This is a genomic window from Streptomyces sp. NPDC001219 (assembly GCF_053597915.1).
On sequence record NZ_JBSFJF010000011.1, the window covers coordinates 101,414 to 118,926 of the forward strand.

General features: G+C 74.2%; 17 protein-coding genes. 5 read left to right on the forward strand and 12 right to left on the reverse strand.

Annotated features, from left to right (window positions below):
- Window positions 1–15 precede the first annotated feature (15 nt).
- The 8 genes from ACWC9R_RS09785 to ACWC9R_RS09820 all read right to left on the reverse strand — a co-directional run bounded on the left by ACWC9R_RS09785 (window position 16) and on the right by ACWC9R_RS09820 (window position 7,144).
- Window positions 16–708, reverse strand: coding sequence for a phosphoadenylyl-sulfate reductase (locus ACWC9R_RS09785; protein WP_450730052.1), 693 nt, complete (start codon window positions 706–708; stop codon window positions 16–18).
- Window positions 705–899, reverse strand: coding sequence for a hypothetical protein (locus ACWC9R_RS09790; RefSeq protein WP_450730054.1), 195 nt, complete (start codon window positions 897–899; stop codon window positions 705–707). The genes ACWC9R_RS09785 and ACWC9R_RS09790 overlap by 4 nt, the downstream gene beginning before the upstream one ends.
- Window positions 900–1,014: 115 nt before the next feature.
- Window positions 1,015–2,712, reverse strand: a complete 1,698-nt coding sequence (locus ACWC9R_RS09795; RefSeq protein WP_450730056.1) for a nitrite/sulfite reductase — start codon at window positions 2,710–2,712, stop codon at window positions 1,015–1,017.
- Between the two features lie 213 nt (window positions 2,713–2,925).
- On the reverse strand, window positions 2,926–3,009 hold the full coding sequence (locus ACWC9R_RS09800) for a putative leader peptide (protein WP_350257049.1): 84 nt from the start codon (window positions 3,007–3,009) through the stop codon (window positions 2,926–2,928).
- A gap of 92 nt (window positions 3,010–3,101) precedes the next feature.
- On the reverse strand, window positions 3,102–3,701 hold the full coding sequence (locus ACWC9R_RS09805) for a GNAT family N-acetyltransferase (protein WP_450730058.1): 600 nt from the start codon (window positions 3,699–3,701) through the stop codon (window positions 3,102–3,104).
- A 198-nt stretch (window positions 3,702–3,899) separates the two neighbouring features.
- A complete protein-coding gene (locus ACWC9R_RS09810; protein ID WP_450730060.1) occupies window positions 3,900–4,589 on the reverse strand; it encodes a class F sortase in 690 nt (229 codons plus the stop codon).
- A 131-nt stretch (window positions 4,590–4,720) separates the two neighbouring features.
- Window positions 4,721–5,581: an LLM class flavin-dependent oxidoreductase gene (locus ACWC9R_RS09815; protein WP_450730062.1), complete on the reverse strand. Its 861-nt coding sequence runs from the start codon at window positions 5,579–5,581 to the stop codon at window positions 4,721–4,723.
- Window positions 5,582–5,854: 273 nt separating this feature from the next.
- Window positions 5,855–7,144, reverse strand: coding sequence for a GAF domain-containing protein (locus tag ACWC9R_RS09820; protein WP_450730064.1), 1,290 nt, complete (start codon window positions 7,142–7,144; stop codon window positions 5,855–5,857).
- A 274-nt stretch (window positions 7,145–7,418) separates the two neighbouring features.
- Here ACWC9R_RS09820 and ACWC9R_RS09825 point away from each other — a divergent pair, with 274 nt between their 5' ends.
- Window positions 7,419–7,838 (forward strand): hypothetical protein, encoded by a 420-nt coding sequence (locus ACWC9R_RS09825; protein ID WP_450730066.1) that lies wholly within the window; start codon window positions 7,419–7,421, stop codon window positions 7,836–7,838.
- A gap of 151 nt (window positions 7,839–7,989) precedes the next feature.
- Here the strand turns inward: ACWC9R_RS09825 and ACWC9R_RS09830 are convergent, their stop codons facing one another.
- Window positions 7,990–9,633 (reverse strand): acyl-CoA dehydrogenase family protein, encoded by a 1,644-nt coding sequence (locus ACWC9R_RS09830; protein WP_450730068.1) that lies wholly within the window; start codon window positions 9,631–9,633, stop codon window positions 7,990–7,992.
- A gap of 18 nt (window positions 9,634–9,651) precedes the next feature.
- Here ACWC9R_RS09830 and ACWC9R_RS09835 point away from each other — a divergent pair, with 18 nt between their 5' ends.
- The 3 genes from ACWC9R_RS09835 to pcaD all read left to right on the forward strand — a co-directional run bounded on the left by ACWC9R_RS09835 (window position 9,652) and on the right by pcaD (window position 14,099).
- Window positions 9,652–10,812, forward strand: a complete 1,161-nt coding sequence (locus ACWC9R_RS09835; RefSeq protein ID WP_450730070.1) for a YihY/virulence factor BrkB family protein — start codon at window positions 9,652–9,654, stop codon at window positions 10,810–10,812.
- 609 nt (window positions 10,813–11,421) lie between these two features.
- The gene (locus tag ACWC9R_RS09840) at window positions 11,422–13,098 is read left to right on the forward strand and encodes a CocE/NonD family hydrolase (RefSeq protein WP_450730072.1); all 1,677 of its coding nucleotides are present in this window, start codon (window positions 11,422–11,424) and stop codon (window positions 13,096–13,098) included.
- Window positions 13,099–13,280: 182 nt separating this feature from the next.
- A complete protein-coding gene (gene pcaD, locus ACWC9R_RS09845) occupies window positions 13,281–14,099 on the forward strand; it encodes a 3-oxoadipate enol-lactonase (RefSeq protein ID WP_450730075.1) in 819 nt (272 codons plus the stop codon).
- Between the two features lie 12 nt (window positions 14,100–14,111).
- Here the strand turns inward: pcaD and ACWC9R_RS09850 are convergent, their stop codons facing one another.
- Window positions 14,112–15,176 (reverse strand): PP2C family protein-serine/threonine phosphatase, encoded by a 1,065-nt coding sequence (locus tag ACWC9R_RS09850; protein WP_450730161.1) that lies wholly within the window; start codon window positions 15,174–15,176, stop codon window positions 14,112–14,114.
- 280 nt (window positions 15,177–15,456) lie between these two features.
- On the opposite strand from ACWC9R_RS09850, the gene ACWC9R_RS09855 reads away from it, so the two are divergent.
- Entirely contained in the window at window positions 15,457–15,591 is a 135-nt protein-coding gene (locus ACWC9R_RS09855) for a hypothetical protein (RefSeq protein WP_450730077.1), read from the forward strand.
- Window positions 15,592–15,618: 27 nt separating this feature from the next.
- Here ACWC9R_RS09855 and ACWC9R_RS09860 read toward each other — a convergent pair whose 3' ends face one another.
- The gene (locus ACWC9R_RS09860) at window positions 15,619–15,906 is read right to left on the reverse strand and encodes a hypothetical protein (protein WP_450730079.1); all 288 of its coding nucleotides are present in this window, start codon (window positions 15,904–15,906) and stop codon (window positions 15,619–15,621) included.
- A 208-nt stretch (window positions 15,907–16,114) separates the two neighbouring features.
- Complete coding sequence (locus tag ACWC9R_RS09865) at window positions 16,115–17,338, reverse strand: serine hydrolase domain-containing protein (protein WP_450730081.1); 1,224 nt, start codon at window positions 17,336–17,338, stop codon at window positions 16,115–16,117.
- Window positions 17,339–17,513 lie beyond the last annotated feature (175 nt).

Consider the following 17,513-nt stretch of genomic DNA (forward strand, 5'->3'; position numbering starts at 1 on the left):
TCTCCTGATGCTCGGTCATCCGTGCAGCCCGCACTCGGTCTTGTCGCTGCCGGCCCAGCGGCCGGCCCTGGCGTCCTCGCCCTCCAGCACCCGGCGGGTGCAGGGCGCGCAGCCGACGGAGGCGTAGCCGTCCGTCAGCAGCGGGTTGGTGAGCACCCCGTGCTCCGCCACGTACGCGTCCACGTCGGCCTGCGTCCAGCGGGCGATCGGGGAGACCTTCACCTTGCGGCGCTTGGGGTCCCAGCCGACGACCGGGGTGTTCGCCCGGGTCGGCGACTCGTCCCGGCGCAGGCCCGTCGCCCAGGCGTCGTAGCCGGCCAGGCCCTCTTCGAGCGGCGCGACCTTGCGCAGTGCGCAGCACAGGTCCGGGTTGCGGTCGTGCAGCTTCGGGCCGTGCTCGGCGTCCTGTTCGGCCACTGTCTGACGCGGCGTCAGGGTGATGACGTTGACGTCCATCACCTCGGCCACCGCGTCCCGGGTCCCGAGGGTCTCCGGGAAGTGGTAGCCGGTGTCCAGGAAGACCACGTCGACGCCCGGGAAGGCCCGCGAGGCCAGGTGTGCGACGACCGCGTCCTCCATCGAGGAGGTGACGCAGAAGCGCGGACCGAAGGTCTCGGCGGCCCAGGCGAGGATCTCCAGGGCGGACGCGTCCTCCAGGTCGCGGCCCGCCTGCTCGGCCAGCTGCTGAAGGTCGGTAGCGGTGGTCACGAGGTACCTCCGTCGGAAGCGGAAGCGGAAGGGGTCCCACTGGTGCCTCCCGGCGCCAGCAGGCCCAGGAACTTCAGCCGGAACGCCCGGCTGCAGGCCCGGCATTCCCAGGCACCATGGCCCTCCTCGGAGGGCTGCAGGTCCTCGTCGCCGCAGTACGGGCAGTAGAAAGGTGCGGCACGTTCACTCACTGTGTCCCCCGCTCAGCCTCGGCGCGCTTGGATGCGCCGGCTTCCCTCGTCACTGCTCGTTCCTTCGTCACTGCGCGGCTCCTCAGTCCAGCCGGCGCAGCGCGCCGAGGCTCGCTCACTTCAGCGCACCCTCTTCCGCACGGGCCGCCCACTGGGCGAACCGCTCGCCGTCCGTGCGCTGCGCGTCGAAGTTGCGCAGCACCCGCTCGACGTAGTCGGGGAGTTCGTCGGCGGTGACCTTCAGACCGCGGACCTTGCGGCCGAAGCCGGGCTCCAGGCCCAGCGCGCCGCCCAGGTGCACCTGGTAGCCCTCGACCTGGTTGCCGTCGTCGTCCAGGACCAGCTGGCCCTTGAGGCCGATGTCCGCGACCTGGATACGGGCGCAGGCGTTGGGGCAGCCGTTGAGGTTGATGGTGACGGGCTCCTGGAAGTCCGGCATCCGGCGCTCCAGTTCGTCGATGAGCGAGGCGCCGCGGCCCTTGGTCTCGACGATGGCGAGCTTGCAGAACTCGATGCCGGTGCAGGCCATCGTGCCGCGCCGGAACGGCGAGGGGGTGACCTGGAAGTCCAGCGCCTCCAGCCCGGCGACCAGCGAGTCGACCTGGTCCTGGGCGACGTCGAGGACGATCATCTTCTGCTCGACGGTGGTGCGCAGCCGGTCGGAGCCGTGGGCACCGGCCAGTTCGGCGATCTTGGTGAGGGTGGTGCCGTCGACCCGGCCGACGCGCGGGGCGAAGCCCACGTAGAAGCGGCCGTCCTGCTGCTGGTGCACCCCGATGTGGTCGCGCCACCGGGAGAGCGGCTCCTCGGGCGCGGGGCCGTCGGTCAGCTTGCGCCGGAGGTACTCGTCCTCCAGCACCTGGCGGAACTTCTCCGGGCCCCAGTCGGCCATCAGGAACTTCAGCCGGGCGCGGGTGCGCAGCCGGCGGTAGCCGTAGTCGCGGAAGATGCCGACGACGCCGGCCCACACGTCGGCGACCTCGTCCAGCGGCACCCAGGTACCCAGGCGCTGGGCCAGCTTGGGGTTGGTGGACAGCCCGCCGCCGACCCAGAGGTCGAAGCCGGGGCCGTGCTCGGGGTGGACGACGCCGACGAAGGCCACGTCGTTGATCTCGTGGACCACGTCCTGGACCGGGGAGCCGGAGATCGCGGTCTTGAACTTCCGCGGCAGGTTGGAGAACTCCTTGCTGCCGATGTAGCGGTCGTGGATCTCGTCCACCGCCGGGGTGCCGTCGATGATCTCGTCCGCCGCGATACCGGCCACCGGGGAACCGATGATCACGCGCGGGCAGTCCCCGCACGCCTCGGTCGTGGAGAGCCCGACGGCCTCCAGCTTCTCCCAGATGGCGGGGACGTCCTCGATGCGAATCCAGTGCAGCTGGATGTTCTGCCGGTCGGTGATGTCCGCGGTGCCGCGGGCGTACTGCTCCGAGACCTCGCCGATCGCACGCAGCTGGGCCACGGACAGCCGTCCGCCGTCGACGCGGACCCGCAGCATGAAGTACTTGTCGTCCAGCTCCTCCGGCTCCAGGATCGCGGTCTTGCCGCCGTCGATCCCGGGCTTGCGCTGGGTGTACAGGCCCCACCAACGCATCCGCCCGCGCAGGTCGTTGGGGTCGATCGAGTCGAAGCCGGCCTTGGAGTAGATCGTCTCAATGCGTGTCCGCACATTGAGACCGTCGTCATCCTTCTTGAACTGCTCGTTGCCGTTGAGGGGCGTGTGGTGGCCAACGGCCCACTGGCCCTCGCCGCGGTGGCGTCCGGCCTTGCGGCGGGTCGTGGCAGCTGCGGGGACTTCGGAGGAGGCGGCCATGGGTGTACGTCCTTCTGGGCGGGCTCAGGGGGTCGGGACGGTCGCCGGACACACGACGACCTGCGCGGACACACCGAAAGGCGGCGCGTGGCAACGCGTCGGGGAGGTCAGCGGGTCAAGGGGGTGTCAGCGCGTCCGCGACGATGGGGACGGCGTGAGATGCGGTGCTGCTGGGTGCTGCCGGGGGCCGGGAAGCCCCTGGTGGAGGCAGCCTCAGCCCGCCCGACAAATGGCGCTGGACATGCGGCCGAGGTCGACGTGCCGCCGACTCACCAAGGCAATTCCAGCTCGAGACATGACGGAAGCCTGGCACGCCGTTCTCCGGCCAGTCCACCGCCATCCATTATTCGGACAACTCTGTCCCGCATGGCGAGACGGTGTGCTGCCGGTCACGCTCCGGCGGGACGGCCGGCCGCCACCGGGCCCGCGCCGGGCCACGGTCCGGGGACCGGCGTCTCGGGCTCGTCGGCGACCGTGGTCTCGTACAGCCGGAAGCCGCGCCGCTGATAGTTGGCCATCGCGTGCGGGCCGTCCTTGCTGCACGTGTGCAGCCACACCCGCTTGGTCGGCGTCCGCCCCGGCCAGCGTCCGGCCAGGTCCCAGGCCCGCTCGACCCCGTACGTGAGCAGCTGCCCGCCGATCCGGCGCCCCTGGAACGCCGGTATCAGTCCGAAGTAGGTGATCTCCACGGAGCCGTCCGCCTCCGCCGCCAGCTCGATGAACCCGGCGGGCGTCCCGTGCTCGTACGCCACCCAGGTCTCCACTCCCGGCCGCCCGAGGAACTCCACCCACTGGGCGTACGACCAGGCCAGCCGGTCGGTCCAGAGGATGTCCCCGCCCACCGCCGTGTAGAGGAAGCGGCTGAACTCGGGCGACGGCACCTCGGCGCGGACGATCCGGACGCCCTGTCCGGCCGGCGGCACCTGGGCGGGGGACAGGTCGGCGGGCGAGGTCTGCTCAAGGTGCCAGGTGGTGACCGAGATGCTCATGCGGCCAGCACATCACACCGGGGCCCGGACGCGCCGGGGAAGGGGTGCGGCGGGGGCCAGAGGGTCAGGGGCGAGGGGCCAGCGGGAGCCGCGCCGGGCCGCCGGGGACAGGGCGCGTCCCGCATCGTGAGACACCGGTTCACTTCGTGGGGCATCCCCGGCCCGCCGGGCCCTCCCCGGCTCTCCGGCTTCCCGGGGTCACCGGTGCGGCGGGTCGCCCTGGCCGGATTCCGTCATCCGGGCGAAGACCACCACGTTGCCCGCGTAGCCGGAGCCCGCCGTGTAGGCGCCGCCGCAGGTCAGCACGCGCAGCTCGGGACGGCCCGTGGTGCCGTAGACCTTCCGGGAGGGGAACTTCCGCTTGTCGAAGACCTGGGTGCCGTAGACCTCGAAGACCGCGGTCCGCCCGTCCTCGCGGGTCACCCGGATCGTCCGGCCCTTCTCCAGCGCGCCCAGCCCGTAGAAGACGGCGGGCCCGCTGCGGCTGTCGACATGCCCGACGATCACGGCGGTGCCGTTCTCCCCCGGCGTCGGCGCGTCCGCGTACCAGCCCGCCAGCCCGGGGTCCTCGGCCGGCGGGGCCTCGATCCCGCCGCGCTCGTCCAGGCCCAGCGGCATCAGCGCGGCCGCGACGTCGAGCGAGGGAATCGCCACCTGGGCGGGGGCGGAACGGGGCAGCGGCGGCGGCGCCGGGCCGGCGGGCGGGAGGTCGCCGGGGAAGAGCGCCGAACCGGCTCCCGGCTGCGGCGGCCCGTCCGCCTCGCCGGACAGCCCCTGCCGCACCATGCCGAGGCCGACGAGACCGGCCAGCGCCAGCGCGCCCCACCGGGGCCGACGCGGGGCCGCCGGCTCCCCGGGCGCCGCGTCCGGCGGGCCTGGCGGGCTCATCACTCACCTCCCGTGGCCGCGCGTCCGGGAGGCGCGCGGCCCGCAGTCGGCACGCTAGGCGGGCCCCGGCCCGGCAGCGACAGCAGTCGGCCGAACGGGTGGCGGGGGCTCGCGCCCCGCCACCCGGCCCGCTATCCGCCGTGGAACACCGCCCCCGCCAGCCGCTCGACCTGGTCCGGATCGGGGGACCAGCAGTAGAGCATCACCTCGTCCGCGCCGATCGCCCGGAACGCGGCCACCGCCTCGCGGATCTGCTCTCCGGAGGTGAGCAGGCCGTTCACCACGTGGTCGGTGTAGCTGTGCGGCGCGTAGTAGGCGCGCAGTTCGGCGCGGGCCCGGTCGAGGGTCGGCTGCGGGCCGAGCGCGGCGTTGACCTGGGCCAGCAGCCGCGGGCGGCCCGCACGTCCGGCCCGGTCCCAGGCGTCCTCCACCTGACGGAAGAGCGGCTCCATGTGTGTGGGCGGCAGCGCGGCGCCGAGGAAGCCGTCGCCCCAGCGCGCGACCCGTTCCAGCGCGGCGGGCACGAAACCGCCGAACAGCACCTCGGGCCCGCCGGGCCGCGCCGGTGCGGGGCCGACCGGGCCGACGTCCGCGGAGAGCGGCTCACCGGACCAGAGCCGCCGCAGGGTCGCCATCTGCGCGTCGAGCCGCCGGCCGCGGGTGCGCAGGTCGACCCCGGCGGCCAGGTAGTCGTCGTCGCGGCCGCCGATACCGATGCCGAGGGTGAAGCGGGAGCCGGACAGCACATCGAGTGTGGCGGCCTGCTTGGCGAGCAGCGCGGTGCGGTGCAGCGGGGCGAGCAGCACCTCGGTCTGCAGCCGAATCCGGGAGGTGGCGCCGGCCAGGGCGGCCAGCGTGACCAGCGGCTCGGGGTTGCCGAACACCAGCCGGTCGAGGAGGGCGACGGTGGCGAACGGGGTGGCTTCGGCGCGCCGGGCCCAGCTCAGCAGCTGTGCGGGGTCGCCGATGGGAAGGCCAAGGCCTACGGACATGGTGGGGTCCTCCAGAAGGGCATGCGGGCATGCGTGAGCACGGGTCGTCGTGTCGCCCGCTCATCCGGCTCCGCGCGTGCGAGGCGCGCGGGGCTGCTCCCGTTCTGCGACGTCCTTCTGGAGAGCTGCTTCAGAGCACGGTCACTCTAGGAGCGGGCCCCGCGGCACCGCACCTGGTTTTCCCGCCCCGGCCCACCAGGGTTTCCCGCCCCGGCCATCAGGGGCTTCCGCCGCCCGCTCCCTCGGCCCCCGGCGCTCCCCGCGGGACGGCCCTCAGCCCCGCCGTGCCGCCGTCACCGCCGGAGCCAGTGACTGCGGCAGCAGATGCACCGGCTGCGGCGGCAGCCGGAGTTCGACCTCCACCCCGTCCGTGAAGCGGTACGGCCGGTGCGCCAGCACGCTCGGGAGATGGCGGCGCAGCCGGGACAGCTCCGCGCGCACCGTGACCGTACGGCTGTCGTCGCCGAACAGGTCCCGGGCGAGTTCGGCGGCGCTGCGCCCCTGCGGATGCGCGGCCAGCACGAACAGCAGCTCGGCATGGCGCGGCGTCAGCTCGTGCGACCAGCTGCCGGCCGGTCCGCTGACGGTGACCGTCGAGCCGGCCCGGCCGCTGACGTCCAGCACCACCCGGCTCGGCCCGGTGTCCCGCTCCCGCTGTCCGACGCGGATCAGCCAGCCGCCGGGCAGCGGCTCCAGGGCGCACATGCCGTAGCGCGGCAGCCACAGCGGCCCGGCCTCGGGCGGCCTGGGCAGCGCCACCCGGTCCGGCGGGGTCAGGCCCGTCACCCCCACGACCCAGCCGTTCGGGTCGACGGCCAGTGCCCGGCCGCCGATCCGCGCCAGCACCGGCGCCGCGGTCGACCGCAGCCGCTCCAGGGTGAGCTGATGCCGGGAGTGCAGCTCGCCCTCGGCGAGCCGGGCGACCGCGGACACCAGGGACAGCGTCGTGGGGTGGAAGCCGGGCGCCGGGCCGCTGACGTCCACGGTGCCCAACAGCCGTCCGTCGCGCGGGTCGTGGAGCGGCGCGGCGGCACAGGTCCACTGGCGGTGACTGCGGACGTAGTGCTCGGCGGAGTGCACCAGCACCGGACGGCGGGCCACCAGCGCGGTGCCGATGGCGTTGGTGCCGACGACGTCCTCCGCCCAGTCGGCGCCCTTGTCGAAGCCCAGCCGGTCGGCCATCCGCCGGACCGGCGCGCTGCCCTCCCGCCACAGCACCCGGCCCTCGGCATCGGTGACGACCATGATCTGCTGCGCGGCGTCGGCCGCCGCCAGCAGCCCCTCGTTGAGCACCGGCAGCACCGGCGCCAGCCCGGACCTCTGCCGACGGTGCTCCAACTCCGCGACGGGCAGCAGGTTTTGGGGCCGGTCACGGTCCGGGTCCACGCCCGAGCCCCGTACCCGGCGCCAGGACTCACCGATGAGCGCCCGGGGCGCGTCGGACGGACCGTCGGACGGTGCCTCGCCCCCGAGTACGGCGTCCCGGACCGAGGCGAGGCGGTGCGCGGTCACACGGATGTCCTGGGCCGACCAGATGGCACTGTCGATCGGTCTGTCGCTCACGCTGCTCTCCGTTGTGCACTGTCCCGGGGCCGCGGCCCCTCGTGCCGTCACCAGGCAGTCCTGGAACGGCCATTGTCCAGGTCCGTACCGGCGCACTGCAACGGACTGCAACCGTTGTGGCCTATGACGCGTTCCCGGGAATCTGGGCGCAGCGGCCGATGGCGCCCCGCCACCGCGGGTTCGCCGGTCACCCGTCGGGAACCCGCCGGCAGCGCCGGGGACGCCATCGGCCGCCGTGTGTGATGTCGGCAGTGCGGGGAGGGGACCCACCAGGATGGCCGCTGCCCCGCGCGTCGTGGTGATCGGAGCGGACGAGGGCGTACGCGGTGTGCGTGCGGCCCGGCTGGCGGAGCACTACGGGATTCCCCGGCTGCCCGCCGTCGACCTGCTGATCAGGCGTCAGCCGCTGCCCGCCGACGGCTATGTGATCGACGGCGCCCCGCAGCTCCTGGACCGGGTGGCCGGCACCGGCGGTCTGCTGCCCGCGCTGGCCTTCGCCGACCTCGTCGTGCTGCTGCTCGGCGCGGAGTGGAACGGCGACGACGAGGCCTGCCGGGTGCTGCGCTACTACGAGGCGCGCGGTGTGCTGCTCGCCTTCCCGCCGGACGCACCGGACGGCGACATCGTCGTGGCCATCGACGCGGCGGCGCGCGGGCGCACCGCGGACCCGCCGGAACGTCCCGGCCGCCCCTGAGACCGGGGAGCGGTGCCGGGTCGGCGCGGCACCGCTCCCTGACCGGCGCGGCGGCGGCAACCCCCTGTCCCCGCAGGCTCCGTGCGGCAAGGCCCGGAGCCGGCGGGGAGCCGCCGCCGCGTCGCTGACCGGCCGGTCCGGCGTGCGCGGCTCAGCGGCCGACCACCGGCCGGGCCCGCTCCACCACCGCCGCCAGGTCCAGGGTGTGCGGCAGCGTGCCGAACGCCGCGCCCGCGTCGCCGCCGAGCCGGGAGGCACAGAACGCGTCCGCGACCTCCGGTGTCGCGTGGCGCACCAGCAGCGATCCCTGGAGCACCAGCGCCATCCGCTCCACCAGCCGCCGGGCCCGCGCCTCGATGCCCTCCAGGTCGGCGAGTTCGGTGAGCATGCCCTTGATCGCCCGGTCCAGCCGGTGGTCCGCGCCCCGCGCCGCCCCGATCTCGGTCAGGAACGCGTTCAGCGCCTCGGGCTCACGCCGCAGCGCCCGCAGGACGTCCAGTGCCTGGACATTGCCGGCGCCCTCCCAGATCGAGTTGAGCGGCGCCTCCCGCAGCAGCCGCGGCAGCCCCGACTCCTCCACATAGCCGTTGCCGCCCAGGCACTCCAGCGCCTCGGCCACCATCGGGGTGCACCGCTTGGTCACCCAGTACTTCGCCGCCGGCACCGCCAGCCGCAGAAAGTGCCGGTCCCGCTCGGTGTCACCGTCGTACGCCGCCGCCAGCCGCAGCGCGAGCGTGGTGGCCGCCTCCGACTCCAGCGCGAGGTCGGCCAGCACATTGCGCATCAGCGGCTTGTCGATCAGCGGGCCGCCGAAGGCCTCCCGGTGGGCGCTGTGGTGCAGCGCCTGCGCCACCGCCTGCCGCATCACCGCCGCGGACGCGCTGACACAGTCCAGCCGGGTCGCCGCGACCATCTCGATGATCGTCGACACCCCGCGGCCCTCCTCGCCGACCCGGCGCGCCCAGGTCCGCCCGTCGAACTCGACCTCCGCCGAGGCGTTCGAGCGGTTGCCTAGCTTGTCCTTGAGCCGCTGGATACGGAAGGCGTTACGGCTGCCGTCCGGCAGCACCCGCGGCAGCAGGAAGCAGGTCAGCCCGCCGGGCGCCTGCGCCAGCACCAGGAAGGCGTCCGACATCGGCGCCGAACAGAACCACTTGTGCCCGGTGAGGACGTACTCGCCGGGCGCGGCCAGCGGCTCGGCGCGGGTGGTGTTGGCCCGTACGTCGCTGCCGCCCTGCTTCTCCGTCATGGCCATCCCGGCCAGCGCGCCGCCCTTCCCGGCGACCGGCCGCAGTTCCTGCTCGTACACCCGGGAGGTCAGCAGCGGCTCCCATTCGGCCGCCAGCTCCGGCTCGGCGCGCAGCGCGGGCACCGCCGCATGGGTCATCGAGACCGGACAGCCGTGCCCCGCCTCGGCCTGGGTCCACACGATGAAGCCGGCCGTGCGGCGGACATGGCCGTCCGGCCGGGACCAGGCGTCGGTCAGTCCGGCCGTGACGGCGTGGCCGAGCAGCCGGTGCCAGGCCGGGTGGAACTCGACCTCGTCGATGCGGTGGCCGTAGCGGTCGTGGGTGCGCAGCACCGGGGGATGGGTGTCGGCCTGTTCGGCCCACCGCCGGGCGTGCGCGGAGCCGGCCGCCTTGCCGAGCGTGCCCAGCTCCTCGCGCACCTCGTCGAGCCGTTCGGGGGCGATGTACCGGGTGATGCCCTCGGTGAGGGCCGGGTCGTTCGCGAAGACGTCATAGCCGACCAGCGGCGGGGGCTGGTTCGTGACCGTGTGAGTGGTGGCTGCCATGCCGGATACGGTAAGGAGGTGCAGCAGGAGAACGAACCAACCGAGTGGCCCGCGGGCCGTCTGACCAAGGCCCGTGCCCTCTACCGCAATGTCTCCAAGCGCCGGCTGGCCTGGCTCCTGCTGAAGGACACCGTCCACTCCTGCATGAAGTACCGGGTCACCGGCCTGGCCGCCGAGGCCGCGTTCTGGAGTCTGCTGTCGCTGCCGCCGCTGATCCTCGGGCTGCTGGGCGTGCTCGGCTACACGGACGCCTGGATCGGCCACGACACCATCGACAGCGTCCGGCAGCGCATCCTCCAGGGCGCCGGCACCGTGCTGTCCGACAAGGGCGTGAACGAGATCGCCCGGCCGCTGCTCAACGACGTCTTCACCGGCCGCCGCCCGGATGTCATCTCCTTCGGCTTCGCCATCGCGCTGTGGTCCGGCTCCCGGGCGATGAACGTCTTCGTCGACACCATCACCATCATGTACGGGCTCGACGGGCGCCGCGGCATCGTCAGGACCCGGCTGCTGGCGTTCGCGCTCTACCTCGCCGCGCTGCTCGTCGGCGCCGTCGCGCTGCCGCTGATGGTGGCCGGCCCCGACACCGTGGTGGGCTGGCTGCCCGCGAGCGAGCACATCATCCGCGCGCTGTACTGGCCGGTCGTCCTGCTCCTGTCGGTCGCCTTCCTGACCACCCTCTACCACGCCTCCGTACCCGTCCGCTCACCCTGGCCGGAGGACATCCCCGGCGCGGTCGCCGCCCTCGGCATGTGGCTGCTCGGCAGCTTCCTCCTGCGCCTCTACCTCACCTCGACGGTCGAGGGCCCCACGATCTACGGCTCCCTGGCCGCCCCTGTGGCCGTCCTCCTCTGGATCGGCGTCTCCGCCTTCGCGGTCCTGGTAGGCGCCGCCATGAACGCCTCCCTCGACCGCGTCTGGCCCTCGGTCGCCACCGCCGCGGCCCGCGAGGAAATCGCCCGCCGGACGGCGGCGAAGGGCGGGTCGGCGGGGGAGACCGGGGGCGCTTCCGACGCGGAGGAGGGGCACGGGGACGGTGACGGTGACGGGGGCGGTCACGGGGATGGGGGCGGGGAGGACACCGGCGGCCCGGCCGGAGGCGCGAGCCGCGGCAACGGCGACGGCGACGACCACCGCCGCGGCAGGAGCCGGGGCGACGACGGCAGCGCCGAGGGCTGAGCCGGCCGGGCGCCGGGAGCACAGCAGCCGCCAGGCCCGGCCCGCTCGGCCCGCACCACGTGGTGTGGTGCGGGCCGTTCTGCCCGGCTCTTCGCCGCTACCCCTCGGGCGGACGGGTGCGCTCCGGCAACGAGCGGCCCGAGAGCGCGGTGTCGCTGCCCGCATCGGCCGGGGCGGGGGCCGGTGACCGAGGGGCCGGAATCGGCCGGGGGTTCGCCGCTCGCGTTCACGTCGCTCTCCGAAGGCGGGGGCGAGGGCGGGGCCTGCGTCCTCTCCTGCCGCATCGTGCGGAACTCTTCCCGTATCTCGCCCAGCTCGGCGAGCATCTGCTCCTGGCAGCGGCGCAGCTCCCCGTTCTCCTCGTGCAACCCGGCGGTTCCGCCCTGAAGCGCCTCCAGGAGCTCCTGACGACTCTCCATGACACCGTCGTGCAGCGCCGCCAGGCCGGTCGTCTCATCCAGCCGTTGTGGAGGGCGTTGCTCCGGGAGCGGGAGCAGGGGCGCCCTCGCCAGGCGCCCGCCTCATCTCCCGTCCTCCCGGCCGGAGTTGTGTGAGGAAGCCGTCCGTCCCGTATTCTCGTGCAACGTACGATAATTAGTGGAGGGGAACATGACGCCGCACACGCATGACGTCGTACCGGGGGCCCGCTGGGTCGCGCCGGCCGGGAAGCCGCCGCTGTCCTCGCGGATGATGCGGGCCATCTGGCGGGGGCTCCCGGCCAGGCGGTACGAGACCGGCTGGGAGCCGGGGCTCGCGGTGCCGGCCGCGGACGGCAGCACGCTGCGTACCGACCACTACTTCCCGCGTGCGGAGGGCGACTTCCCCACCCTGCTCGTGCGTTCGCCCTACGGGAGGGGCGTGCCGTGGTCGCCGCTGTTCGGGGTCCTCTTCGCCGAACAGGGCTTCCATGTGGTGCTCCAGAGCTGCCGTGGCACCGGTGGCTCGGGCGGCCGGTTCGACCTGTGGCGCAACGAGGCCGGGGACGGGCAGGCCACCGTGGCCTGGCTGCGGCAGCAGCCCTGGTTCACCGGGGTGCTGGGCACCATCGGCCCCAGCTACCTGGGCTATGTGCAGTGGGCGCTCGCCCTGGACCCGCCGCCGGAGCTGAAGGCGATGGTGGTGCACGTCGGGTTGCACGACCCCCATGCCCTCTTCCACTCGGGCGGTGCGCTCCTCCAGGAGAACGCCCTCGCCGTCGGCCTCGGGATGACGTACCAGCACCGGGGGGTGATGCCGTTCGGGCGGGCGGCGCTGCGCCTCCAGCGCCGGCTGCGGGAGATCACGAGCGCGCGGCCGCTGCGCCGGGCGTATGAGTCCGCCCTCGGTGAAGTGCCCTGGCTGGACGGTGTGATGACCCACCCGGACGCCGACGACCCGTACTGGGACGGCGCTTCGGTGGCCGCCGCGGCGGAGCGGTCGGCCGTGCCCACCTGCCTGGTCACCGGGTGGCACGACGGGCTGGCCGACCAGAGCTTCCAGCAGTTCGACCGGCTGCGCCGAGCCGGCTGCGAGTCCTCGCTGCTGGTCGGCCCCTGGACGCACACCTCCGCGATGCAGCAGGGCTGGCCCGAGGTCTTCGCCGAGAGCCTCGCCTGGCTGCGTGCGCACCTGTGCGGCGACCATGCCGGGCTGCGCCCCACTCCCGTACGCGTCCATGTCGGCGGCGAGGACGCCTGGCGGGACCTCGACGACTGGCCGCCGGCCCCCGCCACCACCGACTGGTTCCCGGCGGCGAAGGGGACGCTCGGCACACAAGCCCCGCTGGAATCCGGCCCGTTGGCGGACTTCCGCTACGACCCGGATGACCCCACCCCGTCCGTGGGCGGGCGGCTGCTCTCCCGTGCCGCCGGTCCCCGGGACAACCGCGAGCTGGAAGCGCGGGAGGACGTCCTGACGTTCACGAGCGCGCCGCTGGCCGAGCCCGTCGACGTCGTCGGCCCGGTCTCCGCCCGGCTGCGGATCGCCACGGACACCGGTCACGCCGATGTCTTCGCCCGCCTCTGCGACGTGGACGCGCAGGGCCGGTCCACGAACATCTGCGACGGGCTGACGCGGCTGCGGACCACCGGACAGACCCCCTCGGAGGTCACCGTGCCGATGAGCTCCACCGCCCACCGCTTCGCCGCAGGGCACCGGATACGTCTCCAGGTCAGCGGCGGCGCCCATCCGCGCTACGCCCGCGGTTCCGGCACCGGGGAGGCGCCGGCCGAGGCGACCCGCTTCGTGCCGGTGCGGCTCACGCTGCACACGGGATCGGCGCTGACGCTCTCGCAGGGCGGCGCGTAGGGGACGCCCGGTCGCGGACCTGACCGGCCCTCGTGTCCAGGTACGCCACAACCCTCCTGGACACGACGGCCCCGCGCACCGTGGAGCGGGGCACCGCCCCGGCCGCACCAACCCCCGTGCTCCGCCGGCGCGGTCGCGGGCCGCACACTGGAACGTCCCCAGTGCCGCCCACAGGAGTCCGGATGACCCACCCGCCCGCCGCCCCGCTCCCGCACCACACCGTGGACGGACCGGACGACGCCCCGCCGCTCCTCCTGGGGCCCTCGCTCGGTGCCTCGCTCGCCGTCTGGGACCCGCAGCTCCCTGCCCTGGCCCGGCGCCACCGCGTCATCCGCTGGGACCTCCCCGGCCACGGGGGCACCCCCGCCGGAGTGCTGGGCACCGCGCCCGCCACCGTCGCCGGCCTGGCCCGGCTGGTTCTCGGGCTCGCCGACGCGCTCGGCCTCGACCGGTTCGCCTACGCCGGGATCTCGCTCGGCGGCGCCGTCGGGGCCTGGCTCGCCGCCCATCACCCGGAGCGGATCGTCTCGCTCGCCCTGCTCTGCTCCTCCGCACGGTTCGGCGAGCCGGCCGGCTGGCACGAACGGGCCGCGCTGGTACGGAAGTCGGGTCTCGGGCCGATCGCGGAGGCCGCCGCGAGCCGCTGGTTCACCCCGGCCTTCGCACACTCCCCGCAGGCCACCGCCCTGGTCGAGGCGGTGCGCCGGTCGGTGGCCCCGGCCGGCTACGCGGCCTGCTGCGACGCCCTCGCCGACTACGACCTCCGCACCGGCCTGGCCCGGATCACCGCCCCCGCACTCGTCGTCGCGGGCCGCGCCGACCCGGCCACCCCGCCCGCCCACGCCCGCGAACTCGCCGACGGCATCACGGACGCGAGCCTGCTCGAACTGTCCGGCGCCGCCCACCTCGCCAACGTGGAACGGCCGGCCCCGGTGCGGACCGCCCTGCTCCGCCATCTCGCCGGCGCCGAACGGCCGGAGAACCGGTCGGGCCGCCGCTGACCTGCGGCCCGTTCACCGGCCCGGCCGGTAGCGGACCAGCAGCATCGCCGCGTCGTCGTGCAGCGGCCCCTCGGCATGCTCCACCAGGTCCTCGCGCACCGCGCGCAGCGCCGTCTCCGGGTCGGGGTCCTTGAGCAGCGCGGCGCGTTCGTCGAGGGGGTAGAAGCGGTCCGCCGCGTCACGGGCCTCGGTGACGCCGTCGGTGTAGAAGAGCAGTTGGTCGCCGGGGGCGAACGGCACCTCGTAGGGCACCGGGGCCGAGGTGCCGTGCAGGCTGAGGCCGAGCGGCAGCGCGCGGTCGGGCGGTGCGGCGAAGCCGACCGTGCCGTCGGGGCGGACGACCAGCGGCGCCGGATGACCGAAGTTCAGCAGCGTGGCACGCGGGCCGTCGCCGATCTCGGCGAGCACCGCCGTGACGAACCGTTCGCCGGACAGATGACGGTTCAGCGCCCGCTCCACCCGCGCGCCGACCGCCGGCAGGTCCGCTTCGTCATGTGCCGCCTCCCGGAACGCCCCCAGCACCACCGCCGCGCTCTCCACGGCCTCCAGGCCCTTGCCCTGCACATCGCCGACGATGATCCGCACCCCGGCGGGCGAGGTCACCACCTCGTACAGGTCACCGCCTATCCGGGCCTCGGCCAGCGCCGAGGTGTACGACACCGCGATCCGCAGCGGGCCGGCGCCGCGCGGCACCGGCCGCAGCAGGACCCGCTGGGCGACCTCGGCGATCGACCGGACGCTGGCCAGTTCCGCCTCCCGGCGCTGCCGCATCACCGCGGCGACCACCCCGGCCGCGGTCACCCCGGCCACCGTCAGCAGGGCGGTCAGCCCGCGCCGGGTGTCGAACAGCCCGTTGTAGACCCCCAGCCCGAGGCAGAGCAGGAACGCCGTCAGCCCGACCACGGCCGTCCGCCGCCAGCCGCCGACCAGCCCCGCGAACGCCGGCCCCAGCGACACCAGGGGCAGGAACCCGACCCCCGGCCCCGCGATGAGGTCAACCGCGGTGACCACGGCCATGACCGCGTACGGGAGCACGGCCAGCACCCGGGAGCCGGTGCGCCGCTCCTCGTTCTCCATGGCCAAGGCGTTCTCCGGCGGTCTCAGGTGAAGGGTTCGGACGAGAGGGCCGTCGGCCGTCGGAGTGTCCGAAAGCGCCCCTCCGGCCTCTGGCCTGAGCATATGCAACATATGCCGTACCGAAATACCTCGAATGCGTGCTGTTACCGAATCGCAGTGGCCCGCACCAGCGGGGAGCGCCCGCGCGGGAGGGGCATGCGGATCTCAGGGACCCTTGACGCGGCGCCCCGGACATGGGGGCGGAGCGCACTGCCGCGCCTGGCGTGACCGGCATGCGCGTGTGCTGGTCACCGGCGGCGAGGGCGGCGGCGGCCCGCCTGCGCCCTGCCTGTCCACCGCCCGCCGACGGACCTGGCTGACCGCCCAGGCCGCCCTCGCCCATTTGGCCAACCACCCGTTGTACGCCGGATGGTGACGAGGCGTCAGGAGTGGGTGAAGGGGGTCAGGCGAGGTAGGGGCGGGTCGAGTTGACCCGGCCGGGGCGCAGAATCCGGATCGGGCCGCGGTTGCAGGAGGGGCAGTCGGCGCGGGTCAGCGGGGAGGCGACACGGACGCCCCGGGTGAAGTAGTCGGCGCGCCGGTGGCCGGCCAGATCCGTGGTGTGCCGGATCTCGTACTCCTCTTCCCAGCCGTGCCCGCAGTGCAGACAGACGAACGCGTACGCCTCGTGAACCGTCTCGGTGTCCCGTTCCATGATCACCACGCCCTTTCCCCGGGCCGTGGCGCTCACGCCAGGCCGGATGCATGCCGCACCTCCCATTATTGCGCTCGGCAACGAGGATGGCCGGGTCGGATTTCCGGGCCGGGGAGGGGCGGCGCGGCCCCTCTCACCAGGAGGGATGCCGGCACGGGCCGCGCGGGACCGGGGGTGGGGTGCCTTGGGGCGCGAGACGCCCGGGGCGGGCGGGCACGGCGGGTGGCCGGGCCGACCGGCAGCGTCACCCGCCACCCGGCAGGTCACCGCCGCCTCGGCCCCGTTGCCGCGCCAGCGCCCGGTACACCGCCCGCACCAGCCCGGCGTTGCGCGGGTCCTGGCCCGTCGTGCCGCCGCCGTACCTGTTCATGGTGTACGCGTACGACAGCCGGTTCTCCGGATCGGCGAAGGCGAAGGAGCCGCCCGCGCCGCCGTGTCCGAACGCCCGCGGGTTGGGTCCCGCCTGGCCCTGGTGGTTGAGCATGTAGCCCAGGCCCCAGCGGTGCTCGTACCCGGCCGGGGCGAGCGCGTCGATCGTCAGATCACGCTCACCCGGCAGGCTCTGCGACCGGCGCATCGCCTCCAGGGTGCCGGGCCCCACCAGCGAGCCGCCCGCCAGCGCGCCGTACACCGTCGCCAGCCCGCGGGCGCCGGCATGGGCGTTGCCCGCCGGGATCTCGGCCGACCGGTAGGCGGCGCTGTTGACATCGCCGGTCGGGATGTACGTCAGCGCCAGCATCACGACGGTCAGCGGATGGTCGGCGAGCGACCGGTACGGCGGCTTCGGCGCACCGGGGAACTGCTCGGCGAGCCGCGCCTCGTCCAGCTGCCCGACCATGTCGGCACAGCGGGCGTGCTCCTCGGCGGGCGTGCCGATGAACACCCGCGCGCCCAGCGGCCCGGTGATCTCGCTCTGCAGGAACGCGCCCAGGGACCGTCCGGTGATCCGCCGTACGACCTCGCCCACGAGGTATCCGAAGGTCACCGCGTGATAGCCCTGCGCGGTGCCCGGCTCCCACCACGGCGGGGTGGCCGCCAGGACGGCGCACACCCGGTCCCAGTCGTAGGCGTGCCCGGCGGGCAGCGGCTCACGGGGCGCGATCAGACCGGCCCGGTGGCTGAGCAGCCAGCGCACGGGTATGTCCTCCTTCCCGGCCTGCCCGAACTCGGGCCAGTACCGGGCCACCGGCGCGTCGAGGTCCAACTCGCCCCGGTCCACCAGGAGATGAGCACACAGCGCGGTCATCCCCTTGGACGTCGAGTAGACATTGACCAGGGTGTCGCGCTCCCACGGGCGGGTCCCCGCGGCGTCCGCGTGGCCGCCCCACAGGTCCACCACCGTCTCGCCGTCCACCGTCACCGCGACCGCCGCGCCCACGTCACCGTGCTCGCTGAAGTTCCGCTCGAACGCGTCCCGTACGCCGGTGAATCCCGGTGCGCAGTGGCCGTTGACGGTGGCTGGCTCCACGGTGGCTCTCCTCGCGTCGTCCCGGTGCTCTCATCCCGTTCCGCCGCATGTGCGTACGGCGTTCCGTAGCGGTATCCGTATCGGATGATCCGCCCAGCTCGATGCCCGTGGCAACGATGTGCGGCCGGACGGCTCAGCGGCGCGTGTCCGGGGAGGGGCGGGGAGCGGAGGGGCG